This window comes from Pseudomonas sp. OST1909, assembly GCF_015277575.1.
Lineage (GTDB): Bacteria > Pseudomonadota > Gammaproteobacteria > Pseudomonadales > Pseudomonadaceae > Aquipseudomonas > Aquipseudomonas synxantha_A.
Window position 1 is genome coordinate 1,480,795 of record NZ_CP063780.1, and the last position, 21,915, is coordinate 1,502,709.

Here is a 21,915-nt window from a genome sequence, read left to right on the forward strand (position 1 = left end):
CTGTTTTTTCATTCCCCACTGAAAACGGGCCTGCATATGCAGGCCCGTTTTCGTTCAACGCCGTCGCTGGAAGAAATACCGGCTCAGAGCGGCCAACCCGCAAGCGCCCAAGCCCGCAAACAGCATGGCCCAACCAGCGCCGCTACGCAGGGCCGTCTGTGCCTCCAGGCGTGTGAGTCCAGGCGCGTTCAGCTTGCCCGCCGCAATATGCTGGCTGAGGGTTGCCCAATCCGCCGCCGTGCTGGCCGGCAATACATTGGCCAGGTGATGGCTGATTCCGAGCAACAGCACCAGCCCCATCAATGCGATGTTGAGCGCCAGGGTGATCAGCCGTGCGCTGAAGTCGATGCCCGAGGCCATGCCTGCGCGGTCAGTCGAGACGGCGCCGGTGGTGGTATTGGTGGTCGGCGAATTGGTCAGTGCCAGCCCAATGCCGGCGATCGCGCAACTGAGCAGCACCAGTGCTGTGCTGGGCTGTTCGGCGTAATTAACCGCGGCCATGCCCAAAAAACCTGCGCCCATCGTCCCCAGGCCCAGGGGGATGATGCATTCGGCGCCAAAGCGCAGGGCCAGGCGTTCGGCCAATGGCGGCACCAACAAAGTGGGCAAGGTGTACGCGAGCAGCGCCGCGCCGGTGGTCAGCGTGTCGTAACCCAGGCCCGCCTGGAAATACAGTGGCAAGTAGATCATGAACGGCCAGAAGCTGAAGTTCATGCCGATTGAGCCCATCAAGGCGCCGTTGAAACGTTGGATGCGGAACACCGAGAAGTCGAACATCGGATGGGCGCTGCGCCGCTCAATCAAGATAAACAGCAGCAGTCCGAAGACCGACAGGCCGGCCCAGCCGAGCATCGCCGGGGTGCCGAAACCGTTCTCGCTGCCTTGGATGATGAAGTAGACCAGCGCAAACACCGCCAGCGTCATGGTCAACATGCCGGCAATGTCGAGGCGATGGCTGGCCGGGTCACGGGATTCCTGCACGCTGATGTGCAGCAGCGCCAAGGTAAACAAGGTCAGTGGTACATGCACCAGGAAAACCCAGCGCCAGTCCGCCACGGCCAGTATCACTGCCCCGATCATCGGCCCGAAACCCAGGCCCACGCCGGCAATCACGCCCCATATCGCGAAGGCTCGCGCCCGCGCCGCCGGTTCGCGGAACTGGTGGGACAAGATGGCAAACTGGCAAATCATCATCGCGCCGGCGCCAATGCCCTGGATGAATCGCGCCACGATCAGTGTCGGCGCATCGTTGGCCAGGCCACACGCCAGCGAGGCCAGGGCGAACACCCATAGACACAGCACCAGCACGCGCCGCCTACCGAAGCGATCCGCCAGCGTGCCCGCCGCCATCAGCACGCTGGTGCAGGCCAGGGTGTAGGCATTCATGATCCATTGGGCGTCTTGAAAGCCGGTACCCAATTCCTGTTCCAGCGTCGGCAGGATCACCGGCACGCTGGAGATTTCCAGGCCGAACATGAGGGCCACCAGGCAAACGGCGGTGAGGGCCAGGGCATTTCTGGCGGCGCTCGGCGGGTTGAGGGCCGATGCAGCAGCGGCGGACGGCATGACGAGTTCCTTTCAAATAGGGGAGGGCTCTATTCTCTCGGGAATCGAATTCGTTATTCGTGATAAGTTTTCCATCGATATGGGAATCAAGGGCGACAATTGACGCATGGCTACCCCGCGTTTTGATGGCGTTGAGCTGTTTTTGCAAATCGTCGAGAGCGGCAACCTGACCGACGCCGCCGAGCGCCTGAACCTTACACGCTCGGCCGTCGGTAAAGGCTTGGCGCGTCTGGAGGCGCGGCTGGGCACGTGCCTGTTGCAGCGTTCCACACGCCGCCAGCGGTTGACCGAGGATGGGCAGGCCTACTACGAACATTGCCTGCGCGCATTGGCCGAACTGGAAGCGGCCGAATCGGTGCTCGAAAGTGGCCGGCAACAACCACGGGGACGACTGAGGGTCAGTGTGCCGCTGGCGTTCGGGCACCACTATGCGGCACCGGCCTTGTGGGGCCTGATGGAGCGTTACCCTGAACTTGAAATCGAGATTTGCTTCTCCGACCGCATGATCGATCTGGCGCAGGAAGGCTTCGATATGGCCGTACGCATCGGCCCGTTACCGGACACCGACCGCCTGAGTGCCCGTCGCCTGGGCCAACAGGCCATGGGGCTGGCAGCGTCACCGGCGTATCTGCAGCGCAAGGGTGCCATTGAGAGTATCGAAGACCTGGCCGCTCATCGCGGCATTGCGTATCGCAGCAACACCACGCATCGCTCGCGCCTGGCTTCGCCCCTGATAGTGGACGACCTCCAGGCGCTAGCCGATGCCGCCATCGCGGGCGTGGGCCTGGCCTGGTTGCCGAGTTGGTTGATTGCTCACTATGCGCTGCGGGGGCAATTGGAAGCGGTGCTGCCCAGCTATCGCGAACAGCCTGCGCCGATCCATGTGGTCTGGCCGACGGCGGTGCATATGCCGGCCAAGACGCGGTGTGCCATCGATGCGTTGGTGGCCGCCACCCCCAGTTGCCTGGCGGGCAGCTGAAGCCACTGGGGGCCAATGTGGGAGGGGGCTTGCTCCCGATAGCGGTATATCAGTGGCAAATGTACCGACTGACACACCGCCATCGGGAGCAAGCCCCCTCCCACAGTAGGTTCTGTGTTGTTCTGCAGATTTGGGTCAGAACGCGATAGAGGTTTGCACATACACCGTGCGCCGCTCACCCACGTACTTGCCTTTGTTGTTGTCGTCAAACGAGCGGGTGTAGTACTGCTTGTTGAAGATGTTCTTCACCCCCACCGCCACATTCAAATCCGACAATTGCGGGCCGAAGTCATAGGCCGCGCGGCTGCTGAACAGCATGTAGCCGGGGATGCGTCCATTGGCACCGTCGGCGCTTTCGGCCTGGGTGTTGGCATTGTCGGCGAATTGGCTGCTCTGGTAGCTGCTGTCCACATTCAGCTTCCACGGGCCTTCGGTGTAACCCACGCCGAGGGTGCCTTTGTGCTTGGACGAGAAGGGCACGCGGTTGCCTTTGTTCGGGCCGTCTTCACGAATGGTCGCGTCGACATAGGCATAAGTGGCATACACATCGAAACCCGCCAGCGCCGGGCTCAGGCCGTCGAGCGCATAGTTGATGCTCGACTCGATGCCCTGGTGACGGGTTTCACCGCGGGCGATCACCGTGTCGTTGGTCTGGTTGCTGTCGTACTGGTTGTCGAAGTTGATCAGGAACGCGCCGATTTCGGCGCGCAGGCTGCCATTGTCGTAGCGCGTGCCGAGTTCCCAGGTGCGGGCTTTTTCCGGTTTTACTTCGCCGCTGTTCACGCGGTTGGGCATCTGGCTGTACTGCACGCTGCCGAACGAGCCCTCGGTGTTGGCGTAGAGGTTCCAGTCGTCAGTGAGGTGATAGAGCACGTTCAGCGCCGGCAGCGCGGTGTTGTAGTCGCCCTTGTATTTGACGTTGCTCAGATTGTTGGTTTGCTCAGACTTGATCATCTCGTAGCGCACGCCCGGGGTGATGGTCCACTTGCCGATATCAATGCGGTCGTCGATAAAGAACGCGTTGGCTTCAGTGCCGCCACGGGTGTCGCGGTCGTTGCGACTGTTGGTGGTGGGGATTTGCTGGTTGGCGGCAATCGGCGTGCGGTAGCGCAACTCGTGACCGGCTTCATTGATATAGCGGTAGCCGACACCCACTTCATGGCTGGTCGGGCCAAGGTCGAAGCCCTGGGCGAAGCGGGTTTCCAGGCCGCGTACCCAGTATTCGCGTGGCGACAGCGACAGGAAGCTGCCCTGGTCCAGGTAACCGCTGCGCAGGGTCTTGGTGAAGAAACTGTTGACCGTGAATTCGCGGCGGTCTTGCTCGTAGCGATAGCCGACGTTGAACATCGTACGGCGGCCCCAGAATTTATCGTAGGGGCGGGTGGACTGATACGGGTCGGCCTTGTAGTCCTTGACGTTCAAGCCTCCGGGCATGTCGGCCTGGCCTTCGTAGTACTGCGCCATGGCGTTGAAGCTGTTGGCGTCGTCCAGTTGGTATTTGCCCTTGAGGATCAGGTCGTCGATGCGCGTGTTGCTGTTTTCGCGCCAGTCGCCGCCGCGGGTGCCGGAGTACAGGATCGCGCCGCCCAGGCCATTGTCGGCAGTGCCGCCGGCGAGCAGGTTGCCGGTGGTCTTGAAACCGTCGTGGCTGGAAGACGGGCTGGTTTCGGTCTGCAAGCCGCCTTTGACCGTGGGCGCATCCGGGATAGCGCGGGTCACGAAGTTGACGATGCCGCCGACGTTTTGCGGGCCATAACGCACCGCACCGCCGCCACGGACCACGTCTACCGCGTCCATGTTGCCCATGCTGATCGGTGCAAAGGACAACTGCGGCTGGCCATAGGGCGCGAAGGGCACCGGGATGCCATCCATCAGCACCGTGGAGCGCGATGCCAGGCGCGGATTGAGCCCGCGAATGCCGAAGTTCAGCGCCATGTCATGGCTGCCAGTGCCGTTGTTTTCCGGGGCGTTGACGCCGGGAATGCGGTTGAGCACGTCGCGAGCTTGGGTTGCACCTTGGCGTTCGAACTCTTCGCGGCGGATCACATCACGGGCGCCGGGGTGTTCGAACACGTTGGTTTGCGCCGCGTCACCGAGCCAGTCGCCGACCACGTTGGAGGTTTGCAGTTCGAGGGTGGCGGGGGCGCCAGCCGGTTGCAGGCTGAAGGCGTTGTCGCCCTCGGCCCGGGCTTGCAGGCCGGTGCCCTCCAGCAGTTTGCTCAGGCCCTCGGCCGCGCTGTAATTGCCCGACAGGCCGTGGCTTTGCATACCAGCCGTCACATCAGAACCGAACGACACCAGCACACCGGCTTGGCGACCAAATTGGTTCAGGGCCGCTTCCAGGGTGGTCGGCGCGATGTGGTACGCCTTGGCGTCGGCGGCCATCACCGCAGGCAGCACGGTCAGGCTGAGGCTGGCGCCCAGTAGGAGTTGGCGCAAGGTGCGGGCAAGAAGCGTCGGTTGCTGGGGCATGAAGGTGGTCCTGAGAAGGAAGGATCAAGGTGGCTTTCCTTCTCTGTCACGCCAGGTGCGGAAAACGGCTCACACAAATGCAAAATAAATTCAGGCCCGGGCCTGCACGGTCACCCAATAGCGGGTGAAACGCCGAACTTTCACTGGCAGGCTGATTTCCAGCAGGTCCAGAATGCGTTCGCTGTTATCCAGCGGGTAGCTGCCGGACAGCAAAAGGTTTGCCACTTGCGGGTCACAATTGAGCTGGCCGCGACGATAGCGCCCCAGTTCATTCAAGAAGTCTTCAAGGCGCATGTGTGCAGCCACCAACATACCGTCGGCCCAGGCGCCGCAGTTGGCGTCGGTGGCGCGTGGGGTGTCCCAGCCCTTGCGGGTGAAATTGACCTGGCGTGCGGCATCGACGCTCAGCGGCAAGCCGCTGTAGTTGTTGGGCATCACCTCGACCTGGCCGGCCAGCACCGCCAATTGGGTGTGGTCGTTGAACTGGCGCACATTCAGGCGCGCCGCCTGGCTGCTGAGCAGGCCCTGGCCGGTCAGCACGCGCAACGGCGTATCACCGGCACGGGAGGTGAGCAGGATTTCCCCTTCGAGCAGGCGTACCAGGCGCTGCCGACCGTCGAAATGCACATCCACCGCGCTGCCGGTGTTGAGCTGTAACTGGCTGCCGTCGGCCAATTGCACCGTACGGCGCTGGCCAACCGGGCTGCGATAGTCGGCGCTCAGCGGCGGCAGAATATGTTGCTGACGCAGGCTCCAGGCCGCTGCCGAGCCAGCGCCCAGGATCAGCAGCAACTTCAGCGCCTGGCGTCGGCTGCTGGAGCGCGGTGCATTCAAGGCTGCATGGGCCAGGGGCGAGGGCATCCCGCGCAAGCGCTGATTGACCTGTTGAATCTGCTCCCACGCACGCTGGTGCTCGCTGTGGGCGTTCAGCCATTGTTGCCAGGCCGCTTGCTGGCGAGGGGTGAGCGCGCCTTGCTGCATTTCCAGCAGCCAGTGCACGGCTTGTTCGGCGACTTGGCTGGACACGTTCATAGGGCGAAGTAGCAGCGCATGGCGGCTTTGGTCAGGTGGCGTTTGACCGTGGCGATGGAAATGCCCAGTTCTGCGCTGATTTGCGCGTAGGTCAGGCCGTCGAGCTGGGCCAGCAGGAACGCGCGTTTAACCAGCCGGGGCAGGCCGTCGAGCAGTTGGTCCAGCTCCAGCAGGGTTTGCAGAATGATTGCGCGGTCTTCTTCCGATGGCGCCACCTGCTCGGGCATTTGCGCCAAGGCATCGAGGTAGGCGCGCTCCAGGTCCTGGCGGCGATAGAAGTTGCACAGCACGCGCTTGGCCACGGTGGTGAGGAAGGCGCGGGGCTCGATCAGTGTCGGGGTATCCCGTGCGCTGAGCACGCGAATAAAGGTGTCCTGGGCCAGGTCGGCCGCATTTTCCGGGCAGCCGAGCTTGCGTCGCAACCAGCCGGTGAGCCAGTGGTGATGGTCGTTATACAAAACTTCGACGGTGTTGGACGGCTGCAACGCGATCACTCCACAAGCATTGACATGCTTTAGAGAACAAGAATTGTTCGCATTGTAGGGCGGGTAACGAGCTTCGGCAATCGGCCAGGGCAGGTGATTCATCCGTTCTCTTTTGCTTATGAGAATATTTATCATTAATATTGCGCGTTGATGAACTTGGCGCCTGCCGCATGAAAAGCAAAACCGCATTGCCCATTTCCTATCGCCTCGCCGTCACCTCGCGCGTGCTGGCGGCTGTGATCGGTGGTTACTTGATGGCCTCCCTGGCCGCCATCTGCCTGGCGCTCTGGTTGCCCACTTCCCGCGCCGATGCGGTGGTCACCGGCATGATGAGTTCGTTCGTGTTCTACCTGCTGGCGGTGCTCTGGTGTTTCGCTTGCCGCACGGCCTGGCGCGCCTGGGCCGGGGTGATGGTGCCAAGTGCGCTGTTTGCCACGTTGGCCGGCGTTGGTTTCTGGGTGGCGCGCACATGAAAGAGGGCTTTCGCCAGGCCATGGCCTGGCTGCATACCTGGGCCGGATTGATCTTCGGCTGGCTGCTGTTTGCGATTTTCCTGACCGGCACCCTGGCCTATTTCAAAGACGAAATTACCCATTGGATGCAGCCCGAAGTGCAGGCCCATCCCCTGGACGACGGGCGCAGCCTTGCCGTAGCCCAGAATTACCTGCAACAACAGGCGCCCACGGCCGCACGCTGGTTTATTACCTTGCCTACCCATCGTGATCCCGGCCTGTCCGTGATGTGGCAAGACAAGGTTGAGCCCGGCAAGCGCGGCACCTTCATCCAGAAAACCCTCGACCCGGTCAGCGGCCAACCCGTGCAGGCCCGCGACAGCAAGGGCGGCGAGTTCTTCTATCGGTTCCACTTCCAGCTGCAAATGCCTTACCCGTGGGGCCGCTGGCTGTCGACCATCGCCGCGATGGTGATGTTGGTCGCGCTGATCACCGGCATCATCACCCACAAGAAAATCTTCAAGGACTTCTTCACTTTCCGCCCGCGCAAAGGCCAGCGCTCCTGGCTCGACGGGCACAACGCGGTGGGCGTGCTGGTGCTGCCGTTTCACCTGATGATCACCTACAGCAGCCTGGTGATTTTCATGAACATGGTCATGCCCGCGCCCATCATGGCGTCCTATGGCGACGACAGCCGGGCGTTCTTCGATGAGTTGTTCCCCGCTACCAACAATGCGCCGGCCCTCGGCCAGCCCGGTCAGTTGCTGCCGTTACTGCCGATGTACCAGCAGGCGCGCGAGCAGTGGGCGGGCGGCCATGTGGGGCGGCTGGCGGTCAATAACCCTGGTGATGTCAACGCCTCGGTGAATGTGTTTCGCGCTGGCTCCGACAGCGTGGTGCACGCCTTTGGCAATACCCTGTCGTTCAACGGCACCACTGGCGAGCTGTTGCGGGCCAGTGGCGAGCCGTCTTTGCCTGCGGTGATTGGTGGTAGTTTCTATGGTTTGCACATGGGCCATTTTGCCGGTCCCGTGCTGCGTTGGTTGTACTTTATCTGCGGCCTGGCGGGCACGGCGATGATCGGCACGGGGCTGGTGATCTGGCTCGGCAAGCGCCAGCTCAAGCATGCCAAAACTTCGGTGATGCCGTTTGAACTGCGGTTGGTAGAAGTGTTGAACATTGCCAGCATGTCCGGGCTGATGATCGCCATCGCTGCGTTTTTCTGGTCCAACCGACTGTTGCCGGTGAGTTTCGCCGAGCGTTCCGACTGGGAAGTACAAGCCTTCTTTACCGCCTGGGGCCTGAGCCTGCTGCACGCCATGTTGCGTCGCGGTCGCCAGGGTTGGGTCGAGCAACTGAGCTTCGGCGCGTTGCTGTTTGCGGCGGTCCCACTGCTTAACGCCAGCACCACCTCGCAGCATTTGGGTGTTTCTCTGGTCAATGGCGACTGGGCCATGGCCGGCTTCGACCTGACCTGCCTGGCCAGTGGCGCGTTTCTCGCCTGGGCGGCCTGGAAGATGCACCATCGCACCGCGCCGCAACCCAAGGCCGAACGTGCACGTGGCCTGACGCTCAAGCAGGAGGCCAGCTGATGCTGCTCGCGCTGCTGATGTGCTACGCCGGGTTTACTGCGCTATGCCTGTCCACAGACCGTCACCACGGCGAGCTGCTGCACAGCAAACCCACGCCCACTCGGCGTTTGGGGCTGCGCGTGGGCGGTTGGTTGCTGCTGATTGTCGCGATCTGGCCCGCGGTGCTTGCCGCCGGCTGGAGCCAGGGCCTGGTGCAGTGGTGCGCGGTGTTGATGCTCAGCGCCTTGCTGCTGGTGTTGCTGCTGCCTTATCGCCCAAGGCTGGCCTTGATCCTGGCGGGCCTGAGCCTGCTGGCCAGCCCTGTTGCGGCATTCGCCCTGTCCTGAGCCTGCCATGATGATCAGTCCACCGCCGGAACCCCAGGACAGCCCGCACACCGATGCGGCCGGTGGGCGAGCGCATTTCCTGCAGGTATTTTTGTCCCAGCGTTCGCAGATGGAGGCCCTGGTCAGCCGCCGCGTCGGTTGCCGCGCCACCGCGGCCGACCTGGTGCAGGATTTGTTCCTGCGTTTCTGGCGCCGCCCCCTGGTGCAGGTCGAAGAGCTCAGTACCTACCTGCTGCGCTGCGCGGGCAATATCGCCATCGATCATTTGCGCACTGAAGGCGCCCGAGTGCGCAGCAATGAAGGCTGGTTGCCGGAGCAGCAAGACAACCAGAGGTGCGAGTTCCAGGCGGCGCTGGAGGCCGGCAATGATCTGCGCCATGTCGAAGCCGCCTTGCGCAGCTTGCCCGAGCGCACCCGGCAGATTTTCCTGCTCAACCGCATCCACGGTCGCAAATATGCAGAGATCGCCAAGGCCATGGGGCTGTCCCAAAGTGCCGTGGAAAAACATATGATGCGCGCCCTCGAAGCCTGCAAGGCCAGCCTTCGCGAACCACCGCCTCCACGCACGCCAGGGAAAGCACCGTGAACGTTACGCCCACACCCGCCCAGGAACAGGCTGCGCTGGCCTGGCTGAGCCTGTTGCATGACCAGCCCAGCAGCGGCGACCAGGCTACTTTCAGCCGCTGGCTGCGCGCTGATCCCGCGCATGTCGAGGCCTACGCCCAGGCCCAGGTGCTGTGGGAGTTGAGCGAAGTGCCGGCACGTCAGCTGGCTGATGAGGATGCGCTGGCCTTGCAGGGCTACCTCAACAAGATCAACACCTCCAAGCGTTCACGTGGGGTGCGTTGGTCCGGCACCCTGGCGATGGCTGCAAGCCTGCTGCTGATGGTGGCGATGGGCGCCGGTTGGCAGCCGTCGCGCTGGGTCGATGAGTTAGGTGCCGATTACGTGACGGCGGCGGGGGAGGTGAAGACCTTTACCCTGGCAGATCAATCCCAGGTCACCCTCGACGCCGACAGCGCCATTGCCGTGGATTTCAGCCATGGCGCGCGGCATATCCAACTGCGTCGCGGTGCGGGATTTTTCAGTGTGACCCACACGGGTCAGCCCTTCGTGGTGGAGGCGGGCGGTGGTGAGGCGCGGGTGCTGGGCACCCAGTTTGAAGTGCGCCTGCAACCTGCCGGGGCAGAGGTCACCGTGTTATCCGGACGGGTTGGCGTGACGCCATCCAGACAGGGCCTGCAACAGGTACTGGCCGCAGGTCAGCAAGTGGCCTATGCCGACGGCGTAGCCGACACCCTGCACGCTGTCGACAGCCAGTCACGCCTGGCCTGGCGTGACGGCTGGCTCAATTACTACAAGGCGCCGCTGGCGGATGTGGTCAAGGACCTGAGCCGTTATTACCCGGGCCGCATCGTGTTGCTTAACGATGAGATGGGCGCCAGGCGCGTCAGCGGCAGCTTTCCAAGCAAGGATCCGCAGGCGGTGTTGAATGCGCTGCAAGCGGTGCTCGGCTTTGAACAACACTCGCTGCTGGGGCGCATGATCGTGTTGCGCTAGGGCGCGCTTCACCAAACCTTCATCGCAATCGCCAAAACCTGTCACCAAACGGTTACACGTGCCGTGGATCATCCCTGGGTTCCTGAACAAGTGGTCAGGAAGAGCACCTCTGCCCCATACAACACAACAATGTCAGTAAGGGATCTACACGTGAACTACAACACTCTTTATGCCCTGCTTATGGCATCGGGCCTGGGCGGCTTTGCGCCGCTGGTTCTGGCCGATGGCACACAGGATGTGGGGTCGGTGAACGTTACCGGCAAGCAGACCCTGGGCAACGGCCATATGATCCGCGAAGAAAGTGCCAAGGCGCGTTCCACGGTCACCAAAGAAGCCATGGATGAAATGTCGGGCACCGCCAACGCCATCGACAAGCTCAAGTACACCCCGGGCATCAACGTTTCCAGTGATGACGCCAGCGGCACCAGCGGCACCACCTTCACCATGCGCGGCATGAGTTCGGACCAGGTCGGGGTTTCGGTCGACGGCGTGCCGATCAACGACTCGGGCAACTACAGCGTGTATTCCAACCAGCTGGGTGACCCGGAAAACCTCGCCGAAGTGTTCGCCACCCAAGGCTCTTCCGAGGCAGACGGCCCGCACATTGGCTCCAGCGGCGGCAACATCGGCATGATCACTGTCCGGCCGACCAAGGATGCCGGGGTATTCGCCAAGCAGATCGTAGGTGCCAACGCCCTGCGCAAGACGTTTGTGCGGGCTAATACCGGCGATTTTGGCGGCCTGAAAACCTGGGTCTCGGCGTCGCACCTGGAAGGCGACAAGTGGCGCGGCAAGGGCACTCTGCGCAGCGACAAGATCGAGTGGAGCAGCTTGTTCGAAGGTGACAACGGCAATTCCACACTGGCCACGGTCAAGTACAACAAACAGGAAAACTACAACTACAACAGCCTGAGCAAATCACAGTTTGACACGGAGGGGCGGCGCAAGGACTACGCCGAAAGCCCGGTGTACAAGGCAGGTCTGTTGTCTGCGTCCTACAAGCTCAACCGCAACCCCTTCGAAAGCGTAAACGCCACGCTGACCCAGCGCTGGCAATTGCAAGACAACCTGTCGCTGACAGTCACGCCGTACTACTACTGGTCCAACGGCGGCAGCTTCAGCGGCCAGACCGCCTCCAACCTGGGGCCAAAGTCTGACAAGGCCGGCAACTACGACCTGAGTAACCTGCAATCGGCCAACTATTACCGCCCTTCATGGACCGAGACCTGGCGCCCGGGCGTCACGGCCAAAATGAAGTGGGACATCAACGAAGCGCACAGTCTGGACTACGGCTACTGGTATGAACGCGCACGCCAGCGCCAGACCCAGCCATTTATCGGGATCAACGGCGAGGGCGCACCCGATGATGTGTGGGGCGATTACAACAGCGGCGGGCAGGTGGTCGACAAGAATGGCGCCACTGTACAAGGCCGCCACTATTACACCGTCACCCCGGCGCAGAAACTCTGGGTACAGGACAACTGGCAAGCCACGCCGGACCTGAGTTTTGTCGCGGGCCTGGCCTACCAATACGTCGAGCGCGACGGCAACAATCTCGGCAGCCTCTACGACAAAGCGGAAAAACGTAACACCCGTTACCACCAGTTCCTGCCCAACTTCAGCGCCAAGTACCAGGTCGACGAAAGCAACCAGGCGTTCTACAACGTCACTCGCAATATGCGCACGCCTCCCAACTACGTGCTGTACAACAAGGGCGACTCCGTCAGCCTCAAGTCCGAATTGAGCTGGAACCAGGAACTGGGCTGGCGCTACACTGAAGACGACATGGCGCTGAGTGCGACCTTGTTCTATATCAGTTTCAAGGATCGCCAGGTGTCGACCACCGACGCCAGCGGTGACTACATGGTGCTTAACGTCGGCAGCGTCGATAACAAGGGCCTGGAGCTGGAGTGGAGTGGCTTGTTGCCGCACAACTTCAACTACTACGCCTCGTACACCTACACCCAGTCCGAGCAGAAGGACGACCTGCTCAGTAAGAATGTGCTGCTGCCAACGTCGGGCAAGCAACTGGCCAACGTGCCGGAAAACATGTTCAACCTGGTGTTCGGGTACGACGACTCGCGGTTTTACGGCAACGTCGCGGGCAAGTATGTCGGCAGCTTCTATGGTGATTTGACCAACAAGGAGAAGATCGAAGGCCGTACGGTGTTTGACCTCAATGCCGGTATTTACTTACCGGTGGACAAGAGGGTCATCAAGTCGGCGACCCTGCGCCTGTCGATGCTCAACGTCTTCGACAAGGAATACTTGAGTTCGGCGCGTACCGTGGCGTTCAACTCGGCGCCGGTCAACGGGTTGGGGGCGAGTACGGCGTATTACAACGTGGGCGAGGAGCGTACAGCGATGGTGTCGCTGGAAGCCAACTTCTAAGACCACCACAAACCAAATGTGGGAGGGGCGGTGCGACGATTCGACTTGCTCCCTCCCACATTTAGTTCTGCTGTGCTTTTGGGAAGGGGGTTACTTCAGCGCCGCCATGATCGCATCCGGGTTGTAGTCGCGAATCAAAGTCCCGTTCACATCCACAAACGGAATCCCACCCCCACCCAGCGCCTCATACGCCTTGCGCGCCTGGGCATCCTTCTCGATATCGACGGCCTGGTACGGGATACCCTTCTGGTCCAGAAAACGCCGGATCTGCTTGCAGTACCCACACCACTCGGTGGCATAGAGCACCACCCGCGCAGAGGCGCGTACCTGCTCCGGCACGACCTGGGACGGGTTGAACACCCGCTCGATCTTGCCCCAGTTCTGGATCACGACCACCACCAGCAACACCAGCAGGACCTTCTTTAAAACCCCGCCCAGCATCAGTTACGGCGCTTGAGCTGATCGGTCAGTTGGGTTGGCAGGCCCTTGATGATCAAGGTGCCGGCGGCTTCGTCGTATTCGATCTTGTCGCCCAGCAGGTGCGCTTCAAAGCTGATGGACAAGCCCTCGGCGCGCCCGGTGAAGCGGCGGAACTGGTTGAGGGTGCGTTTGTCGGCCGGAATCTCCGGCGACAGGCCGTAATCCTTGTTGCGGATATGGTCGTAGAACGCTTTTGGCCGATCTTCATCGATCAGGCCGGAGAGTTCTTCCAGGCCCATGGGTTCGCCGAGCTTGGCCTGGCTGCTGGCGTAGTCCACCAGAGTCTTGGTCTTTTCGCGGGCGGATTCGTCAGGCAGGTCTTCGCTTTCAACGAAGTCACTGAACGCCTTGAGCAGGGTGCGGGTTTCGCCCGGGCCGTCGACGCCTTCCTGGCAACCGATAAAGTCGCGGAAGTACTCCGAGACCTTCTTGCCGTTCTTGCCCTTGATAAAGGAGATGTATTGCTTGGACTGCTTGTTGTTCTGCCACTCGGAGACGTTGATGCGCGCCGCCAGGTGCAACTGGCCCAGGTCCAGGTGGCGCGAGGGCGTCACGTCCAGCTCGTCGGTGACTGCCACGCCTTCGCTGTGGTGCAGCAGGGCGATGGCCAGGTAGTCGGTCATGCCTTGTTGGTAATGGGCAAACAGCACATGGCCGCCGGTGGAGAGGTTGGACTCCTCCATCAGCTTCTGCAGGTGTTCCACCGCAGTGCGGCTGAAGGTGGTGAAGTCCTGGCCACCGTCAAAGTACTCCTTCAACCAGCCGCTGAACGGATGCGCGCCGGACTCGGCATGGAAGAAACCCCAGGCCTTGCCTTGTTTGGCGTTGTAGCTCTCGTTGAGGTCGGCAAGCATGTTCTCGATGGCGGCCGACTCGGACAGTTCGGAGTCTCGGGCATGGAGCACTGCGGGGGTGCCGTCGGGTTTTTTGTCGATCAGGTGGACGATGCAATGACGGATCGGCATAGGCTTCTCGGCTGGTTGAAGGGGGAGGGGGCGGCCTCCCCGAAAAGTCGCCCAGTGTACCGCACCCATTGGCCGTGACGTGCCCCGAAGGGCATTTTGGATGCCCTCCGACTGCCCATATGCCTTTTTTTCACGGTTTAGAGCGATAAAGCTGACCAAATGGGTATGTTGAGGCGGATATTTCCCCGTCTCTGTGCTAGTTTTGCCCCGTCTTACGCCAAGTCTCGGCGTTAAGCGTGCATTCAGCATTTGTCAGGTCGAACCAATCCCCGTTTCAAGCATCTATAACCCCGATCTCCGTGGTTATAGCCGGGGATGCCAGGCCATGACGGTCGGGCTCGACGGCTGACACTGCACTCTGCAATCCATATGAATTTGATAGGGAAGGAACACCACAATGGCTTTGACTAAAGACCAACTGATCGCTGATATCGCTGAAGCTATCGACGCGCCAAAAACCACCGCGCGCGCTGCTCTGGACCAACTGGGCCAGATCGTTGCTGATCAGCTGGAAAATGGCGGCGAAATCACTCTGCCAGGCATTGGCAAGCTGAAAGTAACCGAGCGTCCTGCCCGTACTGGCCGTAACCCTTCGACTGGCGCTGCCATCGAAATCGCTGCCAAGAAAGTTATCAAGCTGGTTGTGGCTAAAGGCCTGACCGACGCTGTTAACAAGTAAGACGCAGTAAAAAAAACCGTGCTCCGGAGTGATCCGGGCACGGTTTTTTGTTGCCTGCGGTTTTATTGTGATGAAAGGTTAATCGCGCACCCAGCGCTGGCGCCAGATCTGCTGTTCGTTCTTGGTCTGGAAGGTCCAGGCCACAAACCGGCTTTGCTTCTGCCCCTGAGACATCTCTACCACCTGGCTTTCCAGCACGCCGGCTTTTTTCAGCGCGGTTTCGATCGCAGGCAAGTTGGACGCTTTTGACACCAGGGTGCTGAACCACAACACCTTGTGGGCAAAATGCGCGCTCTCGGCGATCAACTGCGTCACAAAGCGTGCTTCGCCGCCTTCACACCACAGTTCAGCCGATTGGCCGCCAAAGTTGAGTACCGGCAACTTGCGTTTCGGATCCGCCTTGCCCAGGGCACGCCACTTGCGCTCGCTGCCCTTGGTGGCTTCATCCATGGACGCATGGAACGGCGGGTTGCACATGGTCAGGTCAAAGCGCTCACCGGGTTCCAGCAAACCCAGCAGGATCTGCTTGGGGTTGGGCTGCTGGCGCAGCTGGATAACCTTGCTCAGGTCGTTGGACTGCACGATGGCCTTGGCGGCGCTCACGGCGATAGGGTCGACCTCCGAGCCCAGGAAGTTCCAGCGGTACTCCATGTAGCCAATCAGCGGGTAGACGCAGTTGGCGCCCATGCCGATATCCAGCACCTTGACGATCGAGCCACGCGGGATCTTGCCGTCGTTGACGCTGGCCAGCAGGTCGGCGAGAAAATGCACATAGTCGGCACGCCCCGGTACCGGCGGGCACAGGTAATCGGCCGGGATGTCCCAATGCTGGATGCCATAGAACGACTTGAGCAACGCCCGGTTGAACACCCGCACCGCGTCCGGGCTGGCGAAGTCGATGCTTTCCTTGCCATAGGGGTTGATGATCACGAATTTCGCCAGTTCTGGCGTGGTCTTGATCAGCGCCGGGAAGTCGTAACGGCCCGTGTGGCGGTTGCGCGGGTGCAGGGTGGCCTCTTTGCGCGGTACCACGGGCTTGGCCGGGGTAGCGGATTTAGGCTTCTTGCGCGAAGGTTTAGGCGTAGTGGGGGCGGTCATGATGATTCTGGTGTTGGCTCAAAGTGGCGGCCATTGTCACACATCCTGAGCTCAACCCGGTCAAATGTGGGAGGGGGCTTGCTCCCGATAGCGGTGTGACAGTCAAAAATATTGAGACTGATACACCGCTATCGGGAGCAAGCCCCCTCCCACAGAGGAAAAAAAAGAGACCCGAAGGTCTCTTTCTTTACGCGACTCAAGCCTTACAGGCTGGAAATCCGCGCATGTTGCTCGGCCAGTTTGCCCAAAGCCTGTTCAGCTTCGGCCAACTTGGCGCGTTCTTTCTCGATCACCTCCGCCGGCGCCTTGTCGACGAATGCCGCGTTGGACAGCTTACCGCCCACGCGTTGCACTTCGCCTTGCAGGCGTGCGATTTCCTTGTCGAGACGGGCCAGTTCGGCGCCCTTGTCGATCAGGCCGGCCATCGGTACCAGCACTTCCATGTCGCCCACCAATGCAGTGGCGGACAGCGGCGCTTCGGCATCGGCAGCCAATACGGTGATCGACTCCAGCTTGGCCAGCTTCTTGAGCAACGCGTCGTTCTCGCTGAGGCGACGCTGATCTTCGGCACTGGCGTTCTTCACGAACACGGCCAGTGGTTTGCCCGGTCCGATGTTCATCTCGGCGCGGATGTTGCGAGTGCCGAGCATCAGGGTCTTGAGCCATTCGATATCGCTTTCGGCGGCCTCATCGATGCGCGCTTCATTGGCCACCGGCCAAGGTTGCAGCATGATGGTCTTGCCTTCGATACCGGCCAGCGGCGCCAGGCGCTGCCAGATCTCTTCGGTGATGAACGGCATGAACGGATGCGCCAGGCGCAATGCCACTTCCAGTACGCGCACCAGGGTGCGGCGAGTACCGCGCTGGCGTTCGACCGGGGCGTTTTCGTCCCACAATACCGGCTTGGACAGTTCCAGGTACCAGTCGCAGTATTGGTTCCAGATGAACTCGTACAGCGCCTGTGCAGCCAGGTCGAAACGGAACTGGTCGAGCTGGCGGGTCACTTCGGCTTCGGTGCGCTGCAACTGCGAGATGATCCAGCGATCAGCCAGGCTCAACTCATAGGCTTCGCCGTTCTGGCCGCAGTCTTCGCCTTTATCCAGCACGTAGCGCGCGGCGTTCCAGATCTTGTTGCAGAAGTTGCGATAGCCTTCGACGCGGCCCATGTCGAACTTGATGTCGCGACCGGTAGAGGCCAGCGAGCAGAAGGTGAAGCGCAGGGCGTCGGTGCCGTAGCTGGCGATGCCGTCGGCGAATTCGTCGCGAGTCTGCTTCTCGATCTTTTTCGCCAGTTTTGGCTGCATCAGGCCCGAGGTGCGTTTCTGCACCAGGGTTTCCAGGTCGATGCCGTCGATGATGTCCAGCGGGTCCAGGACGTTGCCCTTGGACTTGGACATCTTCTGGCCCTGGCCGTCGCGTACCAGGCCGTGTACGTACACGGTCTTGAACGGTACCTGCGGGGTGCCGTCTTCGTTTTTCACCAAATGCATGGTGAGCATGATCATCCGGGCAACCCAGAAGAAAATGATATCGAAGCCGGTGACCAGCACGTCGGTGGAGTGGAATTTCTTCAGGAATTCGGTCTGCTGCGGCCAACCCAGGGTGGAGAACGTCCACAGGCCCGAGCTGAACCAGGTGTCGAGTACGTCGTTGTCCTGTTGCAGCGCGATGTCGGCGCCGAGGTTGTGCTTGGCACGCACTTCGGCTTCGTCGCGGCCTACATAGACCTTGCCCGACTCGTCATACCAGGCCGGAATACGATGGCCCCACCACAGCTGACGGCTGATGCACCAATCCTGGATGTCGCGCATCCACGAGAAGTACATGTTTTCGTACTGTTTAGGCACGAACTGGATGCGGCCATCTTCCACGGCGGCGATGGCAGGCTCTGCCAGCGGCTTGGTGGACACATACCACTGGTCGGTCAGCCACGGCTCGATCACGGTGCCGGAGCGATCGCCCTTCGGCACTTTCAGGCCGTGGTCGTCGACGCTGACCAGCAAGCCGGCGGCGTCGAAGGCGGCAACGATCTGCTTGCGCGCTTCAAAACGGTCCAGACCTGCATATTCGGCCGGAATCTTGCCGTCGATGCTGTCGTTCAGCGAGCCGTCCAGGTTGAATACCTGGCAGGCCGGCAATACGGCGGCATTCTTGTCGAAGATGTTCAGCAGCGGCAGGTTGTGACGTTTGCCGACTTCATAGTCGTTGAAATCGTGGGCCGGGGTGATTTTCACGCAGCCGGTGCCGAATTCAGGATCGCAGTAATCGTCCGCAATGATCGGGATGCGGCGGCCAACCAGTGGCAGTTCGACGAACTTGCCGATCAGCGCCTGGTAGCGCTCGTCGTTCGGGTTAACGGCTACGGCGGCGTCGCCGAGCATAGTTTCCGGACGAGTGGTGGCGACGATCAGGTAGTCGTTGCCTTCAGCAGTCTTGGCGCCATCGGCCAGCGGGTACTTGAGGTTCCACAGGAAACCTTTCTCGTCGTGGTTTTCCACTTCGAGGTCGGAAATGGCCGTGTGCAACTTGGTGTCCCAGTTGACCAGGCGCTTGCCGCGGTAGATCAGGCCGTCTTCGTGCAGGCGCACGAAGGCTTCCTTCACGGCTTCCGACAGGCCGTCGTCCATGGTGAAGCGCTCGCGGCTCCAATCCACGGAGGAGCCCAGGCGACGGATCTGACGGCTGATATTGCCGCCGGACTGATCTTTCCATTCCCAGACTTTCTCCAGGAATTTCTCGCGGCCCAGGTCGTGACGGTTCTGGCCGGTGGCTTCCAGTTGGCGTTCCACCAGCATCTGCGTGGCGATACCGGCGTGGTCGGTGCCCGGCTGCCACAGGGTGTCGCGACCCTGCATACGGCGGAAACGGATCAACGCATCCATGATCGCATTGTTGAAGCCATGGCCCATGTGCAGGCTGCCAGTGACGTTCGGTGGCGGGATCATGATGGTGTACGAGTCGCCCGCACCTTGTGGGGCGAAATAGTTCTCGGACTCCCAGGTGTTGTACCAGGAAGTTTCGATAGCGTGGGGCTGGTAGGTCTTATCCATGCGCGGCGGGACCCTAGTTGGCATTTATTCAGGAAAGCCGGCAAGTATAACGGGGGAGGACGAGGAGGGCGAGTTGAAGACGGACTTAAGGCTGATGCAAAACTAATGTGGGAGGGGGCTTGCTCCCGATTGCTGAGTGTCAGCCACCGAATCATCGGCTGATACAACGCTATCGGGAGCAAGCCCCCTCCCACAGGAAATATCAGTGTCGTTTAGGACTGGTACTGGCTGAGCAACCGCTCCATCCGCGCATCCATCCGACGCTTGATCTCGGCTTCAATATGCGGCGCAAAGTCGTCGATCACATCCTGCATGATCAATTGCGCGGCAGCGCGCAGTTCATTGTCCAGGTGCAGGAGCAGGGCATCGGGGGCTTTTTCTGCGGCGGGAGCGGGTTCTGCAACCACAGGTTCCGGCGCGGCAGGCTTGCCGCTGACCATGTCGAACAGCAGCGGGATCTGTACCTCGCCGTCGGCCGTTTCGGTCAGCAGCGGCGGTTGCAGGTTGTCATCACCCAGCAACTGACGGATCGACTCCAGGTCGTCCAGCAGGTGGTCGTCTTTTTTCAGCGGGTTGGGAGTGTCCATCGTGTGCTCTAAAGTCGTTGTAGCCGGTGATCCTGCAGAGAATAGCCCTGTTCGCGATAGAAACGGAAACTCTCCCGCGCGGCCTGACGAATAGCCGGGTCCTCCACCACCACTTCCGCCACGCGGGCGAACGCCTTGGCAAAGGCCGGTACTTTCAGGTCCAGGTTGACCAGCAGGTCATGGTGATCGCCGCAACTGTCGCCCACACCCAGGACTACCAGGCTTTCAGGTTCGGATTCGGCGGGGCCGTGGGGCACGAAGCTTTCGCCCTTGAAGCGCCACAGGCGGGCATCCAGCTCATCGCGTTGGGCGGCATCGCTGCAATGCAGGTAGATGCGGTGGCCCATGCGCCAGGCTTTTTCGGTGAGCTTGCAGGCAAAGTCCAGGCGCGCGAGGGGATCGGCGCTGGGCAATATATAGAAGTCGACTTGGGTCATTGCGGTTCCTGAGGCCGGGGCGGCGGGATGGTCGCCCCGGCATCTTCAGTTTCAGGCCTTGGCGCGATCCAGCAGGTATTGGGTCAACAGTGGCACCGGACGGCCGGTTGCGCCCTTGTCCTTGCCGCCGCTGGTCCAGGCGGTGCCGGCGATGTCCAGGTGGGCCCAGTTGAAGTTCTTGGCAAAGCGCGACAGGAAGCAGGCCGCCGTGATGGTGCCGGCTTTCGGGCCACCGATGTTGGCGATGTCGGCGAACGGGCTGTCCAGTTGTTCCTGGTACTCATCGAACAGCGGCAGTTGCCAGGCGCGGTCGTCGGCAGCCTTGCCGGCGCTGAGTAGTTGCTCGATCAGTTCGTCGTTGTTGCCCAGCAGGCCCGAAGTGTGGGAGCCCAAGGCAACGATGCACGCGCCGGTCAGGGTGGCGATGTCGATCACGGCCTGGGGCTTGAAGCGCTCGGCGTAGGTCAGGGCGTCGCACAGCACCAGGCGGCCTTCGGCGTCGGTGTTGAGGATTTCCACGGTCTGGCCGCTCATGGTCGTGACGATATCGCCCGGGCGGGCCGCGCCGCCGCTCGGCATGTTCTCGGCACAGGCCAGGATGCACACCAGGTTGATCGGCAGCTTGAGTTCCAGCACGGCACGCAGGGTACCGAACACGCTGGCCGCGCCGCCCATGTCGTATTTCATCTCATCCATGCCCGCGCCCGGCTTGAGGCTGATGCCGCCGGTGTCGAAGGTGATGCCTTTACCCACCAGGGCGTAAGGCTTCTCGGATTTCTTGCCGCCGTTGTATTGCATCACGATCAGGCGTGGCGGCTGGTCGCTGCCCTGGCCTACGGCATAGAACGAGCCCATGCCCAGGTCCTTGATCTTCTTTTCATCCAGCACTTCAACCTTCAAGCCCTTGAACTCTTTGCCCAATGCCTTGGCCTGTTCGCCCAGGAATGTCGGGTGGCAGATGTTCGGCGGCAGGTTGCCCAGGTCGCGGGTGAACGACATGCCGTTGGCGATGGCCTGGGCGTGGGTCACGGCGCGCTGAACTTCAGCCTGGGCAGCCTTGATGGTCAGCAGGGTGATTTTCTTCAGGGCGCGGGGTTCGGCCTTCTGGCTCTTGAACTGGTCGAAAACATAGCCGCCGTCCAGCAGCGACTCGGCTAGCAGGCGGGTCTTGCCGTAGCTGTCACGGCCCTTGATCACGATTTCGTCGAGTGCCAGTGCCGCATCGCTGCCGCCCAGGCCCTTGAGGGTGGTAAGGATGCCGCTGATGATCTTGCGCAATGGACGGTCGCCCAGTTCGGCGTCCTTGCCCACGCCCACCAGTAATACGCGCTCGGCCTTGAGGTTGGGCAGGCTCTGCAGCAGCAGGCTCTGGCCGACTTTGCCGGCCAGGTCGCCGCGCTTGAGGATCGCGCTGATCGCGCCGCCGCTCAGTTCGTCCAGTTGCTTGGCGGCGACGCCGAGTGTGCGGCCTTCGCCGACAGCGACCACGAGGGTGGCGGTTTTCAACGTTTCGGGGCTAACGCTTTTTACAACCAATTCCATGTTCGGGTCCCTTATCAAGGTCTGTGAGCCTGGAGTTTGTACTCAGGCTTGAAGCTCGGCAGCTTGGTAAACCGCCAGCGGACAAAGGCCGCAGTTTGAACCTCGCCGGCGGAGCCTGACAACCCTTGGCGCACGCTTTGTGCGTGCGCATGAGTAAGCTCCGTGACAGGCGCGGTCAATCACAGGATAATGCGCCATCTTTTTAGCCGATCCGTGATAAAC

General features: G+C 61.3%; 19 protein-coding genes. 8 read left to right on the top strand and 11 right to left on the bottom strand.

Translation table 11 applies throughout. The features are described 5' to 3' along the window. Positions 1–54 precede the first annotated feature (54 nt). Positions 55–1,566, bottom strand: a complete 1,512-nt coding sequence (locus IH404_RS06530) for an MFS transporter (protein ID WP_194440165.1) — start codon at positions 1,564–1,566, stop codon at positions 55–57. Between the two features lie 106 nt (positions 1,567–1,672). On the opposite strand from IH404_RS06530, the gene IH404_RS06535 reads away from it, so the two are divergent. Next, positions 1,673–2,545: a LysR family transcriptional regulator gene (locus IH404_RS06535; RefSeq protein WP_005785114.1), complete on the top strand. Its 873-nt coding sequence runs from the start codon at positions 1,673–1,675 to the stop codon at positions 2,543–2,545. Positions 2,546–2,680: 135 nt separating this feature from the next. Here IH404_RS06535 and fecA read toward each other — a convergent pair whose 3' ends face one another. The 3 genes from fecA to IH404_RS06550 all read right to left on the bottom strand — a co-directional run bounded on the left by fecA (position 2,681) and on the right by IH404_RS06550 (position 6,534). Further along, positions 2,681–5,017 (bottom strand): TonB-dependent Fe(3+) dicitrate receptor FecA, encoded by a 2,337-nt coding sequence (gene fecA / locus IH404_RS06540; RefSeq protein WP_194440166.1) that lies wholly within the window; start codon positions 5,015–5,017, stop codon positions 2,681–2,683. 90 nt (positions 5,018–5,107) lie between these two features. Beyond that, on the bottom strand, positions 5,108–6,049 hold the full coding sequence (locus IH404_RS06545; RefSeq protein WP_194440167.1) for a FecR domain-containing protein: 942 nt from the start codon (positions 6,047–6,049) through the stop codon (positions 5,108–5,110). Further along, positions 6,046–6,534 (bottom strand): sigma-70 family RNA polymerase sigma factor, encoded by a 489-nt coding sequence (locus tag IH404_RS06550; protein ID WP_005785119.1) that lies wholly within the window; start codon positions 6,532–6,534, stop codon positions 6,046–6,048. The genes IH404_RS06545 and IH404_RS06550 overlap by 4 nt, the downstream gene beginning before the upstream one ends. Before the next feature lie 170 nt (positions 6,535–6,704). On the opposite strand from IH404_RS06550, the gene IH404_RS06555 reads away from it, so the two are divergent. The 6 genes from IH404_RS06555 (at position 6,705) to IH404_RS06580 (ending at position 12,855) form a co-directional block, all read left to right on the top strand. Then, complete coding sequence (locus IH404_RS06555; protein WP_032877631.1) at positions 6,705–7,007, top strand: DUF3649 domain-containing protein; 303 nt, start codon at positions 6,705–6,707, stop codon at positions 7,005–7,007. After that, positions 7,004–8,578 (top strand): PepSY-associated TM helix domain-containing protein, encoded by a 1,575-nt coding sequence (locus IH404_RS06560; RefSeq protein WP_194440168.1) that lies wholly within the window; start codon positions 7,004–7,006, stop codon positions 8,576–8,578. Before IH404_RS06555 ends, IH404_RS06560 begins: the two co-directional genes overlap by 4 nt. Continuing rightward, entirely contained in the window at positions 8,578–8,904 is a 327-nt protein-coding gene (locus IH404_RS06565; protein WP_005785124.1) for a DUF3325 domain-containing protein, read from the top strand. Before IH404_RS06560 ends, IH404_RS06565 begins: the two co-directional genes overlap by 1 nt. Before the next feature lie 7 nt (positions 8,905–8,911). Further along, a complete protein-coding gene (locus IH404_RS06570; RefSeq protein ID WP_005785126.1) occupies positions 8,912–9,490 on the top strand; it encodes an RNA polymerase sigma factor in 579 nt (192 codons plus the stop codon). Then, the gene (locus tag IH404_RS06575) at positions 9,487–10,464 is read left to right on the top strand and encodes a FecR family protein (RefSeq protein ID WP_194440169.1); all 978 of its coding nucleotides are present in this window, start codon (positions 9,487–9,489) and stop codon (positions 10,462–10,464) included. The genes IH404_RS06570 and IH404_RS06575 overlap by 4 nt, the downstream gene beginning before the upstream one ends. Positions 10,465–10,614: 150 nt before the next feature. Beyond that, positions 10,615–12,855: a TonB-dependent receptor gene (locus IH404_RS06580; RefSeq protein ID WP_194440170.1), complete on the top strand. Its 2,241-nt coding sequence runs from the start codon at positions 10,615–10,617 to the stop codon at positions 12,853–12,855. 90 nt (positions 12,856–12,945) lie between these two features. Here IH404_RS06580 and IH404_RS06585 read toward each other — a convergent pair whose 3' ends face one another. Continuing rightward, positions 12,946–13,296: a glutaredoxin family protein gene (locus tag IH404_RS06585; RefSeq protein WP_194440171.1), complete on the bottom strand. Its 351-nt coding sequence runs from the start codon at positions 13,294–13,296 to the stop codon at positions 12,946–12,948. After that, a complete protein-coding gene (gene yejK, locus IH404_RS06590) occupies positions 13,296–14,300 on the bottom strand; it encodes a nucleoid-associated protein YejK (RefSeq protein WP_003171997.1) in 1,005 nt (334 codons plus the stop codon). The genes IH404_RS06585 and yejK overlap by 1 nt, the downstream gene beginning before the upstream one ends. Before the next feature lie 397 nt (positions 14,301–14,697). On the opposite strand from yejK, the gene IH404_RS06595 reads away from it, so the two are divergent. Beyond that, positions 14,698–14,979 (top strand): HU family DNA-binding protein, encoded by a 282-nt coding sequence (locus IH404_RS06595; protein ID WP_005785131.1) that lies wholly within the window; start codon positions 14,698–14,700, stop codon positions 14,977–14,979. 78 nt (positions 14,980–15,057) lie between these two features. Here IH404_RS06595 and rlmF read toward each other — a convergent pair whose 3' ends face one another. From rlmF to IH404_RS06620, 5 genes are all read right to left on the bottom strand, one after another. Continuing rightward, complete coding sequence (rlmF, locus tag IH404_RS06600) at positions 15,058–16,077, bottom strand: 23S rRNA (adenine(1618)-N(6))-methyltransferase RlmF (RefSeq protein WP_005785132.1); 1,020 nt, start codon at positions 16,075–16,077, stop codon at positions 15,058–15,060. Positions 16,078–16,280: 203 nt separating this feature from the next. After that, positions 16,281–19,127, bottom strand: a complete 2,847-nt coding sequence (locus IH404_RS06605) for a valine--tRNA ligase (RefSeq protein WP_005785134.1) — start codon at positions 19,125–19,127, stop codon at positions 16,281–16,283. 212 nt (positions 19,128–19,339) lie between these two features. Next, complete coding sequence (locus IH404_RS06610; RefSeq protein ID WP_005785135.1) at positions 19,340–19,714, bottom strand: hypothetical protein; 375 nt, start codon at positions 19,712–19,714, stop codon at positions 19,340–19,342. A gap of 8 nt (positions 19,715–19,722) precedes the next feature. Next, positions 19,723–20,151: a DNA polymerase III subunit chi gene (locus IH404_RS06615; protein WP_005785137.1), complete on the bottom strand. Its 429-nt coding sequence runs from the start codon at positions 20,149–20,151 to the stop codon at positions 19,723–19,725. A 51-nt stretch (positions 20,152–20,202) separates the two neighbouring features. Then, positions 20,203–21,693, bottom strand: a complete 1,491-nt coding sequence (locus IH404_RS06620) for a leucyl aminopeptidase (protein ID WP_005785138.1) — start codon at positions 21,691–21,693, stop codon at positions 20,203–20,205. Between the last annotated feature and the right edge of the window lie 222 nt (positions 21,694–21,915).